Genomic DNA, 19,483 nt, shown 5'->3' with positions numbered 1-19,483 from the left:
ATAGGAGTGGTCGTGCCGAACGAGCCCATCGGGCCGAGACTGCGCGCGCTGCGGCAGGCGTCGGGCCGCACCGTCGCCTCGGTCGCCGCCGACGCCGGGCTGTCCGTGCCCTACATCGCGAACCTGGAGAACGGCAGGGGAAACCCGACGACGAACGCGCTGGGCAGGCTCGCGTCCGCGCTCGGCACCGAGCTGTCGATCGGGTTCTCGTCAGACCAGCCGGTGACGACCGGCCCGGCGCCGCAGAGCGTGGTGAAGCTGAGCAGGAGCAAGCGTTTCCGGGCGACCGCCGCCGCTCTCGCCGAGAAGTCGGGTCAGGACCCCCACGACGTGGCCGCACGGCTGATCAGCGCGTGCGTCCTGCTCACCGAGGTGCTCGGGCACGAGGCGAGCGAGCACGACTGGTGGCGGGTGCTCGACGCGCTGGTGCTCATGGCGGAGCACCCGGCGTGATCACTGATGCGGGACGGCACGCAACGCCGCGTCCAGGTCGAGGTACAGGTCGAGGGTTTCGGTCAGCGTGGTGGCCTTGAGTGCGCGCAGCACGCTGCCCCTGGGCGACACCAGGCGCAACGGGATGCCGCGGTCCTCGCCGAGCAGGTGGTACTCCACGAGCACCGAGAGGCCGGCCGACGCGAAGAACTCGACGGCGCTGAGGTCCAGCACCACGGGAAGTCCCGCGCCGAACGCCTCGGAAAGCTTGTCGCGCAACAGTTCCGCGCTGTAGGAGTCGACCTCGCCATCAGCGCGCAGCACGACCGCGCCGGAGAGGTTCTCGGACTTGACCTTCAACGGCGTCTCGTCCACCTCACGCCTCCCAGGCCTGCGTCAACGCCTGCCCGAACAGTTCGGCAGGCTGCGCACCGGCCACGGCGAGACGTCCGGCGACGACCACGAACGGGACGCCGGAGACACCGATCTCACGAGCGCGCTGCTCGTCGGCCCGCACCTCGTCGGCGTACATCGCCGGGTCATCGAGCACGGTCTTCACGTCGGCGGCGTCGAGCCCGGCTTCCGTGGCGATCTCGGTCAGTGACTCGGGTGTGAACAGCGACCGTGCCTGCCCGAAGTTGGCGTGCAGCACGGCATTGAGGACCTCGGCCTGGACGCCGCGCTCCCCCGCCAGGTGCAGCAGGCGGTGCACGTCGAAGGTGTTGCCAACCTCGCGGTCCAGCCGGTACTCGAGGCCCTCGTCGCGCGCGAGCTGGGCGACGGAGTCCTCCATCTCGCCGGCGCGCGGGCCGAACTTGGTGGCGAGCATGGCCTGCACGGACTCGACGCCCTCCTTGTGCGGATCCAGCTCGAACGCGCGATGCACCACGGTGACCTCGGCGCGGTGCTCGAACCCGGCCAGCGCCTTGTCGAAGCGCGCCTTGCCGATGTAGCACCACGGACAGATGACGTCAGCCCACAACTCGACCTGCATCGTTCGATCATGTCACGCCCGCGCTACCACGTCCGTTCAGAAACGATAATCGTTGTCATGTAGGCTGTGGGTCATGGCAGCACGGGTCGTATTGGTAGCCGGGTTCACCCGCCACGACGTGGCCGACGAGCTCTGGCGGGCATCACCGGAATCGTCGCTGGTCAGGCACGACCTGAGCAGCCTGGCCGACGGGGTGGTGCGGCGCTGGGCGGACGGCCGGCTCACGGTGCTGGAGCTCGCGCACGGATGCGTCTCGTGCACCTTGCGACTGGACCTCGTGCCGTTGCTCGAACGGCTCGGCGGACGGGTGATCGTGCAGCTCGACCCGATGCTCGAACCGGAGGCCGTCTGCTTCGCGCTGAGCGAGACCGAGGTGGAGGTGGAGGCCGTGGTGACGGTGATCGACACCGCCACCTGGCTCGACGACGCGACCGGCGCCGACTCGCTCGCCGACCGCGGCATGCGCGCGGCCGAGGGCGACGAGCGGACCGTCGCGCAGGTCGTGGTGGGACAGGCGGAGTTCGCGGACGCGCTGGTGCTGACCGGGCCGGGCGACCCGGTGCTCACCGCCGTGCTCGACCGGCTCACGCCCGACGCGCCACGCCGCCGGTTGGACGCGCTCGACGTCGTCGAGATGCTGGCGGCGATTCCCGCCGGCGCGCGCCGTGGCGAGATCGACGACGGGTTCGGCTCGCTGCTGTTCGGGCGGCCGTCGCTGGAACCGGCGCACGGCGTGTCCGTCGTCCACTTCACCGACCGGCGCCCGTTTCACCCCATGCGGTTGCACAACTGCATCGACGTGCTGCTCGACGGCGTGGTGCGCGTGCGCGGCCGGGTGTGGGTGGCGAGTCAGCCCGACGCGGCGCTGTGGCTGGAGTCCGCGGGCGGTGGGTTGCGCGTGGGCAACCTCGGGCCGTGGGAGGGCGACCGCGACCAGGAGGTCGTCGTGATCACCAGGTCCGCCGACGCCGCCGGGATCGCCGCGGCGCTGCGGTCGGCCCTGGTCACGGACGAGGAACTCGCGCTGGTCACCGAACTCGACTTCGTGGACCCGTTCACCGAGTGGCATGAGGAGATGGAACTCTGACCGCGCGGAACGCCAGCGCTCCCAACGTGATGACCGTCAGCCACACGTAGGTGTCGAACTCGTGCAGTCGGGTCACGAACACCAGGAACACGGCGGCGAAGGCGGGCCAGGCGTTGCCGCGCAACGCGAGGAACACCAGCACCGGCACGCACCACACCCAGTGGTGCAGCCAGGAGACCGGTGAGGCCAGCAGCCCGGCACCCGCGATGACGAACAGTGCGACGAGGTCGTCGCGGGTCTTCCGGGCCACGAAGACCGCGGCGGCCACGACGACCGCGGCGAGCGCCGCCCACAGCAGCGTCTCGACGCCGGGCGCGAGGCCGAAGCCGCGCAGGAGGCCCCGGATCGACTGGTTGGTCGACAGCGACATGTCGCCGATGCGGTCCGGGTTCAGCAGCGAGTGCAGCCAGTACTGCAGCGAATCCCTTGGTGTGATGAGGAATCCCGCGACCGCGAGACCGGTGAACGTGGCCACCGTCGTGATCGCCGCCCGCCAGTCGCGCCTGGCGATGAAGTAGAGCACGAAGATCGCGGGCGTCAGCTTGATCGCCGCGGCGACGCCGATCAGCACGCCCCGCCGGCGCTTGTCCTTCAGCAGCACCACGTCGATCACGACCAGCGCCAGCAGGAACAGGTTGATCTGGCCGTAGCCGTACGTCGTCCACACCGGGTCCAGCGCCAGCGCGCCGATCGCCGCGAGCAGTCCGGCCGTCCACTTGAGATCGGGACGGACCTTGCCGGCGACCGCGACGCACACCGCGGTGAGCGCGACGAAGCCGGACGCGACCACCAGCGGGTTCTGCAGCGCGCCCGGCACGAGGCTCAGGCCGCTGAACAGCATCGCCGCGATCGGCGGGTACGTGAAGGGCAGCTGGGGGTCGAGCGGCGGGCCGGTGAACCCGACGTAGAGAGGCCGGCCCTCGATCCAGGCGAGGCCGCCGAGCCGGTACACGTCCAGGTCGATCGGGTAATGACCGGACCACGCCACCAGCAGCCACACCAGGGCGGCAAGCCAGAGAGCAACGGCCAGTCGGGAAACAAATCTTCGCGGAACCAGATCGGTTTTCCGCGTCAGGGAAGCTGTTGACACCTATTCGAAATTAGCGACGGCTCACGTCGTTCACCTTGCTGAACGACCGGCAGAACCACCAGCAGAAGCGCTCTTGCCAGCAACGACGAGCGCGCTCAGACGTCTATCCGGAAGGATAACGCGCAGGAACGAAGAGGGGGTGCGCAGTGAGCACATCAGCGTTCGGGGACTTTCTCCGCTTTTACCGATCGCGTGTTCCGCTGACGCAGGAAGAACTCGCGGAACACACCGGCTTGAGCACACGGGCGATCAGCGACATGGAACGCGGCCGCACGCTCAGCCCGCAGTTCCGCACCGTGCAGCTGCTCGTCAGCGGGCTCGGGCTGCGCGACGAGGAGGCGGCGGAGTTCACCGCGCTCGCCCGCGCCAGCAGGGTCGTCTCGGTGCGGGAACGGCCGGACGCGCCGTTCGTCGTGGCGTCGTCCTCGCTGCCGCCCGTGCTCATCGAGCTCACCGGCCGGGAGGCCGAGAAGGACCTCCTGGACGGGTTCGCCGCGGAGGCATCGTCGTCTTCCCGGCTGCAGATCGCGGTGGTCCACGGCGCACCCGGTTCGGGCAAGACCGCGCTTGCCGTGGACGCGGGCCATCGGCTGGGCGGGCGGTTCGCCGACGGTTGCGTGTTCCTCGACCTGCGCGGCACCGACTCCGAACCGCTGACGCCGGAGAAGGCCGCGCACCGGCTGCTGCGTTCGTTCGGATCCGACGATCGCCAGATCCCCGCCGACCCGGACGACAAGCTGTCGCTGTACCGGTCGCGGCTGCGCGACCGGACGGTGCTGCTGGTGCTGGACAACGCGGCGAACGAGGCGCAGGTGCGTCCGCTGCTGGCGTCCAGCCCCGGCACGCTCGTCCTGCTGACCAGCCGCCGCATCCTGACCGGTCTCGACGCCCGGCACCGCCTCGCCCTGGCGTTGCTGCCGCTGGACCGTTCCGTCGAGCTGTTGCGGGCCGTGACGGGCCACGAACGGCTCGACGCCGAACCCGAGGCGGCCGAGCGGGTCGCCGAGCTGTGCGGCGGCACGCCGCTGGCGTTGCTGATCGCGGGCAACCGCCTCACGAGCAGACCTCAGTGGACGATCAGCCACCTCGCCGAGCAGCTGGAGGACGAGGGTCGCCGGCTCTCCGTGCTGCGGGCGGGCGACCTGCAGGTGCGGGCGGCGTTCGAGATCTCCTACGACCAGCTCAGCGCGGGTGCCGCCACCCTGTTCCGCAGGCTGGCCCTGGTGCCGAGTCCCGACACGACCGCGGCCCTGGCCGGTGTCCTCGTCGACGACGCCGAGGAGGCGCTGGACGAACTGGCCGACGCGAGCCTGCTCGGCATCAGCGACACACCCGGCCGCTACACCCGCCACGACCTGCTGCACGTCTTCGCCGCCGAACGGCTGGAACTGGACGAGGACCCAGCCGCCGTGCGCGAAGCACGCACACGTTTGCGCCACTGGCTGCTCGGCACCGCGACCAGGGCCGCCCTGTTCTTCGACCACGACGTGCCGGCCGAGCGGTCGGGTCCGGTGCACAACAGGGAGTCCGCGTCCCGGTGGCTCGAACTCGAGCTCGACAACTGGCGCACCGCGGTGAAAGCAGGCGTGGAAGCCGGTGAGCACGAACGCGTTCTCGCGCTGGCCCAAGCGATGCACTGGTACTCGGACATGCACGGCGTCGGCGAACTGTGGCGCGAGATCTTCGCCGCCGGAGCTCACTCGGCCCGCCGGCTGGGCAACGCCAAGGACGCCGCGCAGCAGCTGAACTACCTGTCGTGGGCGCTCTACGCGTTGTGCGGCCGGCCGCACGAAGCACTGTCCGTGCACGAGGAGGCCGCGGCGGTACCGGTCGACGACACCGTCACCGAGGCGTGGACCTGCTACTACGGCTCGGCGATCCGGCGGCGGGTCGGCGAACCGGGCAAGGCGGTGTGGCTGAGCCGCCGTTCCGTCGGCCTGTTCGAGCAGGCGGGCTACCGGATCGGCGAGAACCTCGCGCTCTCCCTGCTGGGCGTCATGCTGCACACCACCGGTGACCTCGCCGAAGCCGTCGAGGTGCAGCAACGCAGCGTGGACCGGCATCGCGAGGCCGGTGGCGACGACGAACTGCTGTCGATGCTGCTGATCCGGCTGGCGACGACGCTGGCGGCCGCGGGCCAGGTGATCGCCGCGATGGACCTGCTCGACGAGGCGGAGTCGGTGTTCCGCAAGCACTCCAACACCGCCGGAACCGCCCGCGTGCAGCACAACCGCGGCCTGGTGCTGATGGACGCGGGCCGCCACGGCGAGGCACAGGAGCAGCTGCTGGCGGCCCTCGGCGAGGTGCGGCTGTCCGACCAGCGGGTCGAGATCATGACCCGGCTCGCCGGCCTCGCCGACGCCGCGGGGGACGCGGCGCAGGCCCGCGAGTACCGGGTGCGGGCGCTGGCGGAGTGCGACCGCTACGACACACCGGCGGTGCGCGTCACGGCGGCGAAACTGGTGGCAGCACTGGGATGACGCGGCTTGTGCCGTGTTATCGCCTCTTCGGCCAGGGGATCAGCAGCATGACGCCGGCTCCGGCGCACAGCAGCCCGATGGTCGTCCACAGCTGCTGACCGGTCATGAAGCTGCCCTTGAGGTAGCCCAGCCCCTGCGCCGTCCACACCCCGCCGAGCAGGAGCAGCACGACGCCGATTCCGACCAACAGTTTTCTGCTCATGCCGGCGCAGCCTACCGCCGGCGTTTTCGCTGGTCGCCGGCCCAGCCGCAGAGCCTGTTCCGCGCGCGTCGAAAAGATCGGCGAAGTTTCCGTTATCGCCGCGCGCCCCGGACATCTCCTGGTCAGAAGACCCTGGACCGGCCACGCCGGTCCAGGGTCCTCGTCTCCCTGTGCCAGTCCTGCCCGAAAGGATCTCCATGCCTCACGTCCCCAGTTCACGGTTGCGGCGGCGCGTGTGGATCGCCGCCCTGGCCGTGGCGGGCGTCGCGGCGTCCGCGGTGACCGCGAACGCGATGTTCTTCACCCCGCCCGCACCGCCGCAGGCGAACCCGGCCTCCTCGCCTGCGGCGCCGGTGACCGCGAACACCACGACGCCCCCGCAGACCGGCACGACCGCGCCGCCGGCCGAGACGACGAAGGCCGCCGTGGTCGCGCAGCCGAAGGCCCAGGAGCCGATCCCCCCGAACGCGGTGCGCGTCGCCGAGTTCGTCGCCGAGTGCCCGTTCACGCACAGGCTGCCGGACGACCCGATCGTCCTGCCGAACCTGCCCGGCGCCTCGCACATGCACAGCTTCTTCGGCAACGCCTCCACCAACGCCCACTCGGACGTCACGAGCCTGAGCAAGGCGACCAGCACGTGCAGCCCGAAGGTCGACCTGTCGTCGTACTGGGTGCCGACGCTGCTGGTCGACGGTCAGCCCGTCGAGCCGACCGGCACGACGTTCTACTACCTCGGCGAGGGCGTGCGCGACGACGTGACCGCGCGGATCCAGCCGCTGCCGTACGGGCTGCGCATCGTCGCGGGCAACGCCAAGGCCACCGCCGCGGACAACACCACGATGTCACGCTGGTCGTGCCTGCACGCCGGTCACGTCGGGGCGTCCAAGGACTTCGTGAACTGCCCGGCGGGCACGATGATCGAGTCCTATCTGGACTTCCCGCAGTGCTGGAACGGCAAGGACCTGGACTCCGCGGACCACAAGAGCCACATGTCCTACCCGGTCGCCGGCGACTGCCCGGCGACGCACCCCGTGCCCGTGCCGAAGCTGCGCCAGGTGCTGCGGTACCCCGCGAGCGGCGACCCGGCGCGGTTCAAGCTGTCGTCCGGTCCCGGCTTCACGATGCACGGCGACTTCTTCAACGTCTGGCCGGAAGCCGAGATGGCACAGCGCGTGCGCGACTGCATCAACCGCATCGTCAAGTGCGGAGCGGACGGCCGCCCATAGTGCGAGTCCTCCTCATCGCGGCCGTCCTGGTGGCGACGGGCTGTGGAGCACCGACCGGCGACACCCCGCCGGAGGGCCTCAGCGCCACCGACCTGGCGTTCATCGACCTGGTGATCCCCCAGAACGAGTCCACGCTCGCCGCGCTCGATCTCACGGCGACCCGGCCCGGCTCCGCGCTGCGCCCGGTGGCCGCTCGGCTACAGGCCCGTTACCGGGCCGAACTGGCACAGGTGCGGGAACTGCTCGCCCGGACCGGCAGGCAGGAGAGCGACCAGCACGACGGGCACGACATGCCGGGCATGATCACGGCCGCCGAACTCGCCGCCGTCGGGTACGCCGAGGGCACCGCCTTCGACCAGCAGTTGACGGCGTTGCTGCGCACGCAATTCGAAGAGGCACGCACCGTCGCCCGCGCGGAACTGTCGTCGGGCACGAGCACACCGGTGGTGGAACTGAGCGCACGCATCGACAGCACGCGTGCGGAGTTCCTGGCGCTGCTGGAAGACGCCTCGTGAAGAGGTGCCGTCACCACTACCGGTGACGGCACCAGCCCCCTTCGGCCGCTGGCTACGCCTGCTCGGACTCGACCGTCGTCGCGGGCTGACCAGCGGGCTCCGGGCGGTTCTCCAGCTTGATCCCGCACTTGCCGACCAGCGCGACACCGGCACCGATGGTCGTGGCCACCGGAGCGGCGAACGCCGCGACCAGCCCGAGAGCCAACGGCACCTCGAGCACCACGTCGTCCTTGCTGTCACGCACGACAACACGACGGTTGATGCCCTCGTTCACCAGCCCGCGCACGGCGTCGACCACCGAGTCGACGGCGGTACGGGCGGACTCGGACGTGGATTCGCTCATGACTCTCCTAGAACTACGGATCTCCTTGACGACTCCAGCTTGCCCGCGGCCGGACGCCCTGCCATCAGGGTTTCCCCTGACCCCTACCTGATCTGCCGTTGCGAGTGAGGGAACTCTAATGAGTCCGCTGCTCACAGCCGACCGTTACCGGTCGGCGGTCCCCGTCTTGCCCACCGAGATGGTGCGGGGTTGGCGTTTCACAGCCACCTGCCAAGCTGGGCTTGGTCTTCTGGTCGGCTCCACGCCCTGTTTCGCGTCGCCCGGCCACTCCAGGTCGACGTACTGCTTGAGGTTGAGCGCGGCGTTGAGGTCCCGGTCGATGACCAAGCCGCAGGCATCGCAGGTGAAGATCCGGTCTGCAAGGCCCAGTTTGGGTTTTACTGTGCCGCAGCCAGAACACGTCTTACTCGAAGGGAACCACCGGTCGGCGACGGCGAGTTGCCCGCCGTTCCACCCGGTCTTGTAGTCGAGTTGGCGTCTGATCTCGCCGAAGGAGGCGTCGGCGATGTGCCGGGCCAGCTTGTGGTTCTTGAGCATGCTCGAGACGTTGAGGTCTTCCACGACGACGGTGCCGTAGGTGGTGGCCAAGTCGGTGGTGAGCTTGTGGATCGCGTCTTTGCGCAGATTCGCGACCCGAGTGTGGATACGGGTGACTTCGCGCCGGGCGGTTTCCCAGCGGGCCGAGGGTCGTTGCCCGGTGCGGCGGTCGGGGCCGACTCGCCGCGACAACGTGCGAGAAGCGGTTCGCAGTGCTTTCAGGGCCCTGTTGAGGTGTCGTGGGTTGGGCACCGGCTCACCGGTGGACAGCACGGCCAGAGCCTTGATGCCCAGGTCCACCCCGACAGTCGCGTCAGGTCGTGCCGGAGCACTCACATGGCGGGCGACTTCGACAGTGAACGCGCAGTACCAGCGGCCGGCGTCGCGGCGCACCGTCGCGGACAGGACTCGAGCGGTCCCGGTCTCCAGGCGGCGGGCCAGTTTGCGGGTCGACTCGTGCGTCTTGATCGCGCCGATCCTGGGCAAGGTCACATGCTTGCGGTCGGTCTCAACGCGGATCACCCCGGTGGTGAACCGTACGCTGGGTGTGGTGCGACGGCGGGCCTTGAAGCGCGGGAACCCGACCTTGCGGCCGGCCCGCTTGCCGGACTTGGAGTCCGCCCAGTTCTTCAACGAACGGGCTACACCGTCCAGGCCGGTGTTGAACGCCTCTTTGCTGCACTCACTCCACCACGGGGCGATCTCGGATTTGGCGGCGTTCCAGGCGCGACGCAACGCGGGCAGGTTCCATCCCAGCGAAGCAGTGAGGTCCTCACCATCCACGCCGTAGGAGCGTTCGGCCGTCCGTTGGCCGATGTTCGCCTTCACCTGCGCGAGCGCCCAGTTGAACGCGAACCGGGCCGCCCCCGCGTGACGTTCAAGATCACGGGCCTGCGCGGCGCTCGGGTCCAACGCGAACCGGTACGCCTGCATCACCGTGGCGGTACTCATCCAAGCTCGCTATCGGTGGCGACCGCGACCGCTTTCGCCGCTCGACGCGATGCCGAACGGCGTCCGTGCAGGCGGGCACACAACGAGGTGAGAACCTCGGTGACATCGCGAACCAAGTCATCACTGGTCTCGGTCGCATCCAGCACGACAATCCGCCGCCCACACGCCGACATCGACGCGGCCAGATGCTCGAACCCGAACCTCGTGATCCGGTCACGGTGCTCCACGACGATGACCGTAACTGCCGGGTCCGACAGGAGTTTGGTGAGCTTGCGGCGGTGGCCGTTCATATCTGACCCGACCTCGGACACCACCTGGCCCACCGACAGGCCAAGCCCCGTCGCCCCAGTCACCACTCGCCCGACCTGCCGCTCAAGGTCATCCTTCTGGTCGGCGCTGGAAACCCGGCAGTACGCCGCCACCTTGCCCACCACGGCCGGCTTCGGGTCGGCATCCACCAGGATAAGACGCCCCGCACGGCGAGCGGGCACCGGCAGAATGCCTTCCCGAAACCAGCGGTATGCCGTCTTCGGATGCACCCCCTGCTCCAGTGCCCACTCTCTCAAGTTCACCCTTGCACCCTATCGCTCCCTCGCCGGGCAACAGTCGGCTACCCCTCGAGGAACAGGGTGCTCAGAACTACCAGCCTGAGTTGCCGGTGCCGCGCTGGACGGTGTAGCGATTTTCGTCGTTGGCCATTCCCTGGCTGCCGGTGCCCTTGACGCCCGCCACGGTGACGCGGTCGAAGCGCCCGGTGCCGGACACCAGGTTGAAGTGCATGCCGTGGGAGCCGGCGTTGGAGACCGGGACGCCCTTGTCGTCGGTGAACGCGTCGGTCGCGCCGCCGGTGCCGTTGATCCTGACGTTGTCGACGGTGACGTTGGTGATCGCCTTGTTCCAGCTGAAGAGCATGCCGTGATAGCCGGCGTCGGTGATGTCGAGGTCTTTCAGCACCAGGGCTCCGGTGATGTCGGCGCGTTCCGCGAACAGCCAGACGGCGCCGGTGTGGGTGTTCCAGTCCCAGTTGCGGGTGCCGGCTCGCGTGAGCGTGGTGCGCTGTACGGCGGTGGTGCCACCGAACGGTTTGGCCTCGTGCCAGCTGGACACCATGATCCCGGCGCCGTTGAACACCGTGTCGCTGATCAGCGAGTCCTCGATGCGGTTGTCGGTGCCGCCGTAGATCGCGGCGCCGTTCGCGAGGATGGGCAGCGAGATGGTGTTGAAGGCGAACACGCTGCGGCTGACGGTGTTGTTGCGGTCCCAGGACCACATGGCCATGCCGTCGTCACCGGTGTTGCGGAACGTGCTCTGCTCCACGCGGACGTTCGCGGTGGGGCCGTTGTTGCCGTTGACGTTGAGGCCGTCGGCCATGGTGTTGCGCACCCGCAGGCCCGCGGCGAAGAAGCCGTCGGCCTGCTTGAGCCACAGGCCCGTCTTGGCGTGGTTGGTGGCGACGTTGAACACCGTGGACGCGGAGCCGGACTCCACCTCGATGAACGAGTCGGAGTTGGGTGCCTCGTCGGGGTCGCGGGTGGTGACGTCGCCGTCGAAGGTGAGGTCGGCGATCGTGGTGCCGGCGCCGGTGATGGCGAAGCCGCCACGGCGGTTGGATCCATTGAGGACGGTGTGCCAGATGCCGGCGCCGCGCACGTCCACGCCGCTGACGTTCACCAGGCTGTTCAGGTTGTACGCGCCCGCGGGCAGCCACACGCCCTTGGCCGCGGTGCCCTGGGCGGCCGCGATGGCCGCGCGGATACCGGCGCTGTCGTCGGCCCCGTCGCCGGGGTTCGCGCCGTGGGTGCGGGCGTCGACGTAGCCGGCGGGTGCGGTCGTGGCGGCGGCGACTTCGGCGTCGACCAGGTCGACAGTGATGTAGCCGGTAGCCGCGGTGTCCTTGGCCAGGCGGATCACGGTCCCCGCGGGATAGGTCTGCGGGAGCAGGATTCGCGCGTCGTCGAAGTAACGGTGCGGGCGCGCTCCGCCTGGGCCCTCGGCGAACGGGTACGCGCCGTACATCCAGCTGTACTTCGAGGTCAGGGACAGGTCGCCGACCTTGGATCCGCCCGCGTGGACGGCCAGCGGCGCGGAGGTGCCGTCGGGGACGCTCGCGCGGACGGTGAGGGCGTTGGCGGGCCGGGTCAGGGTGATCTGCACGTACTGGCCGGTGCCGGTGAGCTTGACGGCGCCGCGCCCGGAGGCCTCGGCGGCGTCGGTCGTGTACTGGCGGGCCGGGGTGAGCCTGGTGCCGGTGGTGGTGCCGGCCTCGGCCTCGTAGGTGGTGAACGGGACGGTCGCGCCTCGTGCGGCCAGGGCGGCCGAGCCGGTCACGGCGATGTTGTCGAGCTGGACGCCGGTCGCGTCGCCGTAGCCGACGATGTTCAGACCCGCCCTCAGCACGGCGGTGTGAGTGGCGGTGCGCCAGCCGCTGCCGCCGGTGAGAGACAGCTGCGCGCCTTTGACGCCGTTGACGTAGGTCGTCACGGTGCCGCTCGCGGATGCCGTGTAGCGCAAGGTGATGGTGGCGGTGCCCATGACGGTCTGGTTGATCGTCCGGATGACCCGCGCACCAGTGCCGGGCAGTGAGACCGCGCCGGTTCCGGTCGCGCCCGCCGTGGCGGCCGGCACGGCGCCTCCACCGAGGAAGCCGCTTTCCAGCTCGGCGGTGCCCTCGGGGGCAGGATTGGTGTCGTCCGCGGTGAGGGCGGCGCTGTCGAGGTTGACGTTGCCGTTGTCCGCGCTGCCGTAGGACACCGCGACGGTGTTGGACCCCACGACGGTGGTGGCCGTGACGTTCGCGGTGGCCCACTCGCTCCACGACGCGGTCGCGGGCAGCGACACCTGTTGCGCCGCACCGTTGACCGTGACGGTCATGGTGCGCGGCGAGCCGGTTCCGTTGGCGTAGCGCAGAGCCAGGCTCGACCTCGTCGCGGTACCGGCGACGGTGAACGTCACCGCCGCGCCGCGATTGGCGTCGACGAACCCGCCGACGTAGCCGCTACCGGTGTGCCCGCCGTGCTCGGACTCGGCTCGCGCGCCACCGGAGAGCGTCCCGGACTCGGCCTCCACGACCCCGGCCGCGGGTACCACGGGCTCCACCGACAGGCTGTCGATGTTGACGTTTCCGTTGTCGCCACTGCCATAGCGCACGGCGAGGGTGTTGGCGCCCGCGTTCAGGGTGACGTTCTGGCTCACCGTTCCCCACGACGCCCAGCCCGCGGTGGCCGGGAGCGAGAGCTGCCGGGTGCCGCCGTTGACGGCCAGGGTGACGGTGCGGGTGCCGCCGGTTCCGTTGGCGTAGCGCAGGATCAGCCGGTTCGCACCCGCCGCTGACCCACTCGTGGTGACGGTGACCGCGGCGGCTCCGCGGTTCGCGTCGGTGAACCCGCCGGCGTACCCGCTTCCGGTGTACCCGGGGTGTTCGGTCTCGGCGCGGGCGCCGCCCGAGAGGGCGGCGGACTCGGCCTGGTAGGTGGCAGGTGCGGCCGAAACCGGCCCGGTGGCGGCGATTGCGCCCGCCACGACGGCAGCGGCCAGCACCAAGGCCGCAGGGATTCGTGTCAACATCGTTGTTGTACTCCTGGGCGAGGATTCGGGACAGGGGCCTAGTGGCCACGCCACTAGCCTTTGACCGCTCCTTCGAGCGCACCGCTCTGCAGGAACAGCCGTTGGAACACCAGGAACAGCGCCACCGGGATGACCGACGAGATGGCGAGCGCGGCGAGGAACACGTCGAGCTCGACGTAGCGCTGCAACGCGGGCAGCCGCACGGACAGCGGCTGCACCGCCGGGTCGGGCAGCACCAGCAGCGGCCAGAGGAAGTCCTTCCAGCTGGCCACCACCGCGAACACGGACACCACGCCCAGGATCGGGCGGGAGAGCGGCAGCACCACCGACCAGAACACCCGCACGGGCCCGGCGCCGTCGACCCGTGCGGCCTCCAGCACCTCGCGCGGCAGGTTCGCGAAGAACCGTTGCACCAGAACGACGTTGAAGGCGCTGGCGCCCGCGGGCAGCCACACCGCCCAGAACGTGTTGATCATCCCGGCGCGCACGACAGTCAGGTACAGCGGCACCAGCAGCACGATCGCCGGGACGAACAGCGTGCCGAGTACGACGGCGGTGATCAGCCGACCGTAGCGGGGCCGCAGGATCGCCAGCGCGTAGCCGGCCGTGGTGGCCACGACGAGCTGCACCAGCCACGACCCGGCGGCGATCACCACGGTGTTGAGGAAGTACTTGTCGATCTCCACCCTGGTCCACGCGGTGAGCAGGTTGGCCAGGTCGACGCCGGTGGGGAAGAGCGACAACGGTGTGCGCAGCGTGTCCTGGGTCGGCGTGACCGCCGCCTTGGCCAGCCACAGCATCGGCCCGAGACCGGTGAGCAGCAGCGCTCCCAGCAGCAGGCCCTGCACCACGCGCAACGTCCGGCGGATCGCCGGTGTCGCCCGTTCCGACGGGGAGATCAGCCCGCGCTTCACGACGCGCTCCACGACTTGGTCACCCGCAGGTAGAGGGCCGAGAGCACGGCCAGCACGGCGGCGAGCATGATGCTCAGCGCGGTCGCGGCGCCGTAGTCACCGCCGAGGCTGCTGGCGAAGGCGTAGTCGTAGATCAGCAGCAGGACGGTCATCGTCGAGTTGGCCGGGCCGCCGCCGGTGAACAGAAACGGTTCGAGGAACACCTGCGCAGTACCGATGATCTGCAGGATGAACGTCACCAGCAGCACGCCACGCAACCGCGGCAGCGTCACGTGCCAGATCTTGCGCCAGATCCCGGCGCCGTCGATCTCGGCGGCCTCGTACTGCTCGGCGGGCACACCGGCCAGCGCGGCCAGGTAGATGATCACCGTGCCGCCCGCGGCCGCCCACGTCGCCTCCAGCACCAGCGCGGGCATGGCGCTGCCGGGGTTCTGCAGCCACTGCCACGGTCCCAGCCCGGCCCAGCCGAGCACGGTGTTGAACACCCCGGACGGACTGGCGTCGTAGAAGAACTTCCACAGCAGCACCGCGACCACCGGTGGCACCACCACCGGCAGGTAGGCCAGCGCACTGAAGAGGCCGCGGCGGGCCCGGACCTCGCTGATCAGCACGGCGGCGACCAGCGGGATCGGGTAGCCGAACACCAGTGCCAGCACCGCGAACCACAGCGTGTTGCCGACCGCGGTCCACAGTAGAGGATCGCCGAGTACCTGAGCGAAGTTGTCCAGGCCGACGAACCGCACCGGCCCGACGAGGTTGGTCTGCTGGAAGCTCATCACCACCGACTGCGCGATCGGCGCCCATGAGAACACCCCGAACACCAGCAGCAACGGCAGCAGGAACAGCAGGGTGGTCAGCCCGCCGCGGCGGACCCAGGTGGACGGTGTGCGGCGGCGGAGTGCCGGTGGAGGCGGTACGACGACCGCCGCCACGGGAGCCTGGGACTGGAGGACCACCGCTCAGCCCCGGCCGATCGTGTTCTGCGCCTCGGCGTCGGCGGCCTCGAGCAGCGCGGCGATGTCGGCGCCGCGGTCGGTGAGCAGCTTCTGCACGGTCGTGTCCAGGATCTTGTAGACCTCCTGGGTGGACTTCGTCGGCTCGGTGACCAGCGGCTGGTCGAACATCGCGTCGGTGTAGGGCTTCATCTGCCCCAGCGGCACGTTCACGTACTGCCTGACCCACTCCTGCTGCTTGTCGTAGGTGGCGCGGTCCACCACCGGCAGCGCGGGCACCCCGACGGGCTGCTTGGTCTCGGACAGCGTCTTCGCGTCGGCGACGGCGGCGTCCTGGGCGGTGAGCTTGCCCATGTAATAGAAGTCGATCCACTTCACGGCGGCGTTCTTGCCACGGTCGCCCGCGTTCGGGCTGACGACGGCGAGCGTGCCGCCACCGAGCACACCGGCCTCGGGCTTGTCCGCCAGCGGCAGCGCGGCGACGCCGTAGTCGGCGGGCTTGAGGCCGTTCTGGGTGAGCAGGTTGCCGTAGTTGCCGCCGCCGGAGACGTACATCCCGATGCGGCCGGCGGCGAAGTCCTGGTTGATGCCCGCCCAGTCGTAGAGGAAGTTGGCGCCCATCGAGTTGTCGTCCCACCGCATGGCACGCAACGCGCTGAGGACCTCGGTCATCTCCGGGGTGTCGATGGTGGCCTCGGCCTTCTCGCCGTCGACCTTCTCGGTGCGCCCGCCGAAGGCGTAGTCCAGCGTGGTGAGGATCCACCCGCCGGTGTTGCCCTGGGTCATCTGCGCGTAGCCGGCCTGGCCGGTGCGTTCGGTGATCTGCTTGGCGGCACTGCGGATCGCGGCCCACGTCGCCGGCGGCTTGTCGGGGTCGAGCCCGGCCTGGGTGAACAGGGTGCGGTTGTAGTGCAGGGCCTGGCCGTAGGCGGCGATCGGGACCGCCCACTGCTTGCCGTCGGCCGCCTGGCCCGCCTTGGCGACGGCCGGGTTGAGCGACGAGGCGTAGGGCAGCGCGGCGACCTGGCCGCTGATGTCGGCGATCTGGCCGCGTTCGATGAGACCGCGGCCGTCGGTGAACGGCACCGTCAGCACGTCCGGCACGGTGCCGCCCGCGAGCTGCGCGGTGAACGTCGCCGCCGTCCAGGTGTACTCCTGGGGCAACACGTCGATGTCGGGGTTGGCCTGTTCGAACTGCGCGACGCGGGCGTTGAACGCCTCGACCGCCTTGGCCTCCAGCCCGGCGTCCATGGCCACGGTGAGGACGACCTTGCCGTCGGCGGTGACCTCGTCGGGGGTGGAGCCGCACGCGGTCAGTGCCAGCGACAGCACGAGAGCGGCGGCGACTCTTGCACGGTGGGACTTCATTGTCTCTCCAGGGGAACTACGCGCGCAGCCACGCGGCGGCGTCGGTGGGCAGGCATGCCCCGTCGAGGGGGGCGCTGGTGAGCAGGACTTCCCGGTGCGGGGGCAGCGGGAGCGGGTCGGGGCCGAAGTTGACCGCGCACACCACGTCGTCGCGGCGGAAGGCGATCGCCTCCGGTCCCAGGTCGACCCAGGCGAAGGACTCCCCGCGCAGGCCCGTCTCGGCGCGGCGCAGCGCCAGCGCGGACCGGTACAGCGCGAGCATCGACGCGGGGTCGTCGTGCTGCGCCTGCACCGACCGGCTGCCCCAGCCGGCGGGCTGTGGCAACCAGGGCGGCTGCCCGTCGTCCGGCCCGAAGCCGTGCGAGCTGCCTTCCCAGGTCCACGGCAACGGAACTCGGCAGCCGTCGCGGCCGGGGTCGATGCCGTCGGAACGGAAGTGCATCGGGTCCTGCAACACCTCCAGCGGCAGGTCCTCGACCTCGGGCAGGCCCAGCTCGTCGCCCTGGTAGAGGTAGAGCGCGCCGGGCAGGGCCGCGGTCAGCAGCGCCGCCGCCCGTGCCCGCCGCTCCCCCAGCGCCAGGTCGGTGGGCTCGCCGAAACGCTTGGCCAGGAACGAGAACGACGTCTCGGCGCGGCCGTAGCGGGTCACCGGCCTGGTCACGTCGTGGTTGGACAGCACCCACGTCGCGGGCGCGCCTACCGGGGCGTGGGCGTCCAAAGTGGACGCGATGGACTCGCGCAGTTCCTTGGCGTCCCAGGGACGGCCCATGAAGTCGAAGTTGAACGCCGAGTGCATCTCGTCGGCGCGCAGGTAGCGCGCGAAGCGCTTCTGGTCGTCCAGCCACACCTCGCCGACCAGCACCCGCGGCTCGGCGTAGGAGTCGGCGACGGCACGCCAGCCCCGGTAGATGTCGTGCAGCTCGTCGCGGTCGATGAACGGGTGCTCGCCCGCGGCGTAGGTCTCCGGCACCTCGGGCAGTTCCGGGTCCTTGACCGGCATGGACGCCGAGTCGACGCGGATGCCCGCCACGCCGCGATCGAACCAGAACCGCAGCACGTCCTCGTGCTCGCGCCGCACCTCGGGGTGGTTCCAGTTGAGGTCGGGCTGCTCGGGGGCGAACAGGTGCAGGTACCACTGGCCGGGCCGGCCGCCCGCCTCGGTGACGCGGGTCCACGTGCCGCCCGCGAAGCTCGACCGCCAGTTCGTCGGCGGCAGTTCGCCGTGCTCGCCCTTGCCCTCGCGGAACCAGAAGCGCTCGCGCTCGGGCGATCCGGGACCCGCCGCCAGCGCGGCCTGGAACCAGGTGTGGTCGCTGGAGACGTGGTTGGGCACCACGTCGACGATCGTGCGGATGCCGAGCGCGGCGGCGTCGGCGATGAGCGCCTCGGCGTCGGCCAGGGTGCCGAAGGCGGGGTCGATGGCTCGGTAGTCGGCGACGTCGTAGCCGCCGTCCGCCATCGGCGAGAGGTACCAGGGGGTGAACCAGATCGCGTCGACCCCCAGGTCACGCAGGTGGCCGAGCCGGGCACGCACCCCGCCGAGGTCGCCGATCCCGTCGCCGCCCGAGTCGGCGAAGCTGCGGGGATAGATCTGGTAGATCACCGCGTCGCGCCACCAGGGCGCGGGCGGCGGCAGGTCCGTCGTCACGGTGCGATTCCCCTCGTTCGGTCCCGACGCACGGCAGGCCGCCGATCGTCACTGATCAGATTAGGTGTAGCGTTAAATCTCTGTGGCGTGGGACGCTAGCCTGCGGGCACAGAGGGTGTCAACGACGGAAATCGGAGGGGCAGCACCAGCGATGCGGGTCACCTTGAAGGACATCGCGGAGGCGGCGGGCGTCAGCGTGATGACCGTGTCGAACGTGATCAACGGTAAGAGCGCGCGGGTCTCGGCGGAGACCGTCGAGCGGGTGCGCCGGATCATCGACGAACGCGGGTACGTGCCCAGCGCGTCGGCCCGCAGCCTCGCGGCCAACCAGTCCCGGCTGGTCGGGCTGCTGGTGCCGGCCGCCAGCGAGGACAGCCTGGCGATCAGCCCGCACAACATCGCGATCATCGGCCAGATCGAGCGCAGGCTCCGCAAGCGCGGCTACCACCTGCTGCTGCGCGGGGTCTCCGACACGGCCGAGATCGGCGAGGCGCTGCGCTCGTGGAGCCTGGACGGCGCGGTGCTGCTGGGTTTCCTCGACGAGGAGATCGCCGGCCTGCACCGCCGGGTCACCGGCGCGACCCCGGTGCTGGCGATCGACAGCTACGCCGCCGGCCCGCTGACGACGGGGGTGCGTTCCGACGACTTCACCGGTGCCCGCCTGGCGGCCGCGCACCTGCTTTCCCTGGGACACCGCAGGATCGTCTTCGCCGGTCCGTCGTTCACCGACGTCGGTGTCGTGCACGAACGCTTCCTGGGCTTCCAGCAAGCTTTCGAGGACATAGGTCTATCCATTGCGGACTGTCCTGTCGAGACACTGAACACCACGCACGAGAACGGCGTCGCGCTGGGCAGGTGCTGGCTCGGCGCGCACCCGGACGCGACCGCCGTGTTCGCCACCGCGGACATCCTGGCGATCGGCATCATCGAGGGCATGCTGGAGGCCGGGATCGGCGTCCCGGACCGGGTGTCGGTGGTGGGCTTCGACGACCTGGACATCAGCGCGTACATCACGCCGAAACTCACCACCATCGCCCAGGACATCGTCGGCAAGGCCACCCACGCCGTCGACCGCCTGCTCACCCTCGTCGAAGGTGGCGAGCGGTCGGCCGACCCCCTCGTCCTGGACGTGCGCCTGGTGACCCGCAACTCGACGGCACCCCCGTCGTCGCGCTAGCA

At 70.1% G+C, this 19,483-nt stretch carries 18 protein-coding genes; 6 read left to right on the top strand and 12 right to left on the bottom strand.

The window, feature by feature from the left end; all coding sequences use genetic code 11:
• Positions 1–12: 12 nt before the first annotated feature.
• On the top strand, positions 13–453 hold the full coding sequence (locus tag IG04_RS43975) for a helix-turn-helix domain-containing protein (RefSeq protein WP_159460465.1): 441 nt from the start codon (positions 13–15) through the stop codon (positions 451–453).
• Here the strand turns inward: IG04_RS43975 and IG04_RS0114995 are convergent, their stop codons facing one another.
• A complete protein-coding gene (locus tag IG04_RS0114995; protein WP_051769928.1) occupies positions 454–807 on the bottom strand; it encodes an STAS domain-containing protein in 354 nt (117 codons plus the stop codon).
• A 1-nt stretch (position 808) separates the two neighbouring features.
• Entirely contained in the window at positions 809–1,426 is a 618-nt protein-coding gene (locus IG04_RS0114990; protein WP_030477249.1) for a DsbA family oxidoreductase, read from the bottom strand.
• Between the two features lie 73 nt (positions 1,427–1,499).
• On the opposite strand from IG04_RS0114990, the gene IG04_RS0114985 reads away from it, so the two are divergent.
• Entirely contained in the window at positions 1,500–2,513 is a 1,014-nt protein-coding gene (locus IG04_RS0114985) for a GTP-binding protein (protein WP_030477248.1), read from the top strand.
• On the opposite strand, the gene IG04_RS0114980 is transcribed toward IG04_RS0114985, so the two are convergent.
• The gene (locus IG04_RS0114980; RefSeq protein WP_144065355.1) at positions 2,482–3,603 is read right to left on the bottom strand and encodes a glycosyltransferase 87 family protein; all 1,122 of its coding nucleotides are present in this window, start codon (positions 3,601–3,603) and stop codon (positions 2,482–2,484) included. The genes IG04_RS0114985 and IG04_RS0114980 overlap by 32 nt on opposite strands.
• A 146-nt stretch (positions 3,604–3,749) precedes the next feature.
• Here IG04_RS0114980 and IG04_RS0114975 point away from each other — a divergent pair, with 146 nt between their 5' ends.
• Positions 3,750–6,083: an ATP-binding protein gene (locus IG04_RS0114975; RefSeq protein WP_030477246.1), complete on the top strand. Its 2,334-nt coding sequence runs from the start codon at positions 3,750–3,752 to the stop codon at positions 6,081–6,083.
• Positions 6,084–6,099: 16 nt separating this feature from the next.
• Here the strand turns inward: IG04_RS0114975 and IG04_RS0114970 are convergent, their stop codons facing one another.
• Positions 6,100–6,285 carry a hypothetical protein gene (locus IG04_RS0114970; RefSeq protein WP_030477245.1) on the bottom strand — a complete coding sequence of 62 codons (186 nt, stop codon included), beginning with the start codon at positions 6,283–6,285 and terminating at the stop codon, positions 6,100–6,102.
• 197 nt (positions 6,286–6,482) lie between these two features.
• Between IG04_RS0114970 and IG04_RS0114965 the strand changes: the two genes are divergently transcribed.
• Entirely contained in the window at positions 6,483–7,511 is a 1,029-nt protein-coding gene (locus IG04_RS0114965) for a DUF1996 domain-containing protein (RefSeq protein ID WP_211257764.1), read from the top strand.
• The gene (locus tag IG04_RS47170) at positions 7,511–8,026 is read left to right on the top strand and encodes a DUF305 domain-containing protein (protein WP_051769924.1); all 516 of its coding nucleotides are present in this window, start codon (positions 7,511–7,513) and stop codon (positions 8,024–8,026) included. Before IG04_RS0114965 ends, IG04_RS47170 begins: the two co-directional genes overlap by 1 nt.
• A 52-nt stretch (positions 8,027–8,078) precedes the next feature.
• Here the strand turns inward: IG04_RS47170 and IG04_RS0114955 are convergent, their stop codons facing one another.
• The 8 genes from IG04_RS0114955 to IG04_RS0114920 form a co-directional block, all read right to left on the bottom strand.
• Positions 8,079–8,369, bottom strand: coding sequence for a DUF4342 domain-containing protein (locus IG04_RS0114955; RefSeq protein WP_051769922.1), 291 nt, complete (start codon positions 8,367–8,369; stop codon positions 8,079–8,081).
• Between the two features lie 144 nt (positions 8,370–8,513).
• Positions 8,514–9,857 (bottom strand): IS607 family element RNA-guided endonuclease TnpB, encoded by a 1,344-nt coding sequence (gene tnpB, locus IG04_RS0114950; protein WP_051769920.1) that lies wholly within the window; start codon positions 9,855–9,857, stop codon positions 8,514–8,516.
• Positions 9,854–10,429 (bottom strand): IS607 family transposase, encoded by a 576-nt coding sequence (locus tag IG04_RS0114945; protein WP_030477240.1) that lies wholly within the window; start codon positions 10,427–10,429, stop codon positions 9,854–9,856. Before IG04_RS0114945 ends, tnpB begins: the two co-directional genes overlap by 4 nt.
• 67 nt (positions 10,430–10,496) lie before the next feature.
• Positions 10,497–13,421 carry a CBM35 domain-containing protein gene (locus IG04_RS0114940; RefSeq protein WP_030477239.1) on the bottom strand — a complete coding sequence of 975 codons (2,925 nt, stop codon included), beginning with the start codon at positions 13,419–13,421 and terminating at the stop codon, positions 10,497–10,499.
• Positions 13,422–13,474: 53 nt separating this feature from the next.
• The gene (locus tag IG04_RS0114935; protein WP_211257763.1) at positions 13,475–14,347 is read right to left on the bottom strand and encodes a carbohydrate ABC transporter permease; all 873 of its coding nucleotides are present in this window, start codon (positions 14,345–14,347) and stop codon (positions 13,475–13,477) included.
• On the bottom strand, positions 14,332–15,291 hold the full coding sequence (locus tag IG04_RS0114930; protein ID WP_245816176.1) for a carbohydrate ABC transporter permease: 960 nt from the start codon (positions 15,289–15,291) through the stop codon (positions 14,332–14,334). Before IG04_RS0114930 ends, IG04_RS0114935 begins: the two co-directional genes overlap by 16 nt.
• A gap of 3 nt (positions 15,292–15,294) precedes the next feature.
• Positions 15,295–16,656: an ABC transporter substrate-binding protein gene (locus IG04_RS0114925; RefSeq protein ID WP_030477236.1), complete on the bottom strand. Its 1,362-nt coding sequence runs from the start codon at positions 16,654–16,656 to the stop codon at positions 15,295–15,297.
• Positions 16,657–16,672: 16 nt separating this feature from the next.
• Positions 16,673–18,304: a glycoside hydrolase family 13 protein gene (locus IG04_RS0114920; RefSeq protein WP_030477235.1), complete on the bottom strand. Its 1,632-nt coding sequence runs from the start codon at positions 18,302–18,304 to the stop codon at positions 16,673–16,675.
• A gap of 151 nt (positions 18,305–18,455) precedes the next feature.
• On the opposite strand from IG04_RS0114920, the gene IG04_RS0114915 reads away from it, so the two are divergent.
• A complete protein-coding gene (locus IG04_RS0114915) occupies positions 18,456–19,481 on the top strand; it encodes a LacI family DNA-binding transcriptional regulator (RefSeq protein WP_030477234.1) in 1,026 nt (341 codons plus the stop codon).
• Positions 19,482–19,483 lie beyond the last annotated feature (2 nt).

Origin of the sequence: Lentzea albidocapillata, from assembly GCF_000719115.1 — a bacterium.
Lineage (GTDB): Bacteria > Actinomycetota > Actinomycetes > Mycobacteriales > Pseudonocardiaceae > Lentzea > Lentzea albidocapillata.
The sequence above is the reverse complement of the archived record's forward strand: the minus strand, read 5'-3'. Positions and strand labels throughout refer to the sequence as shown.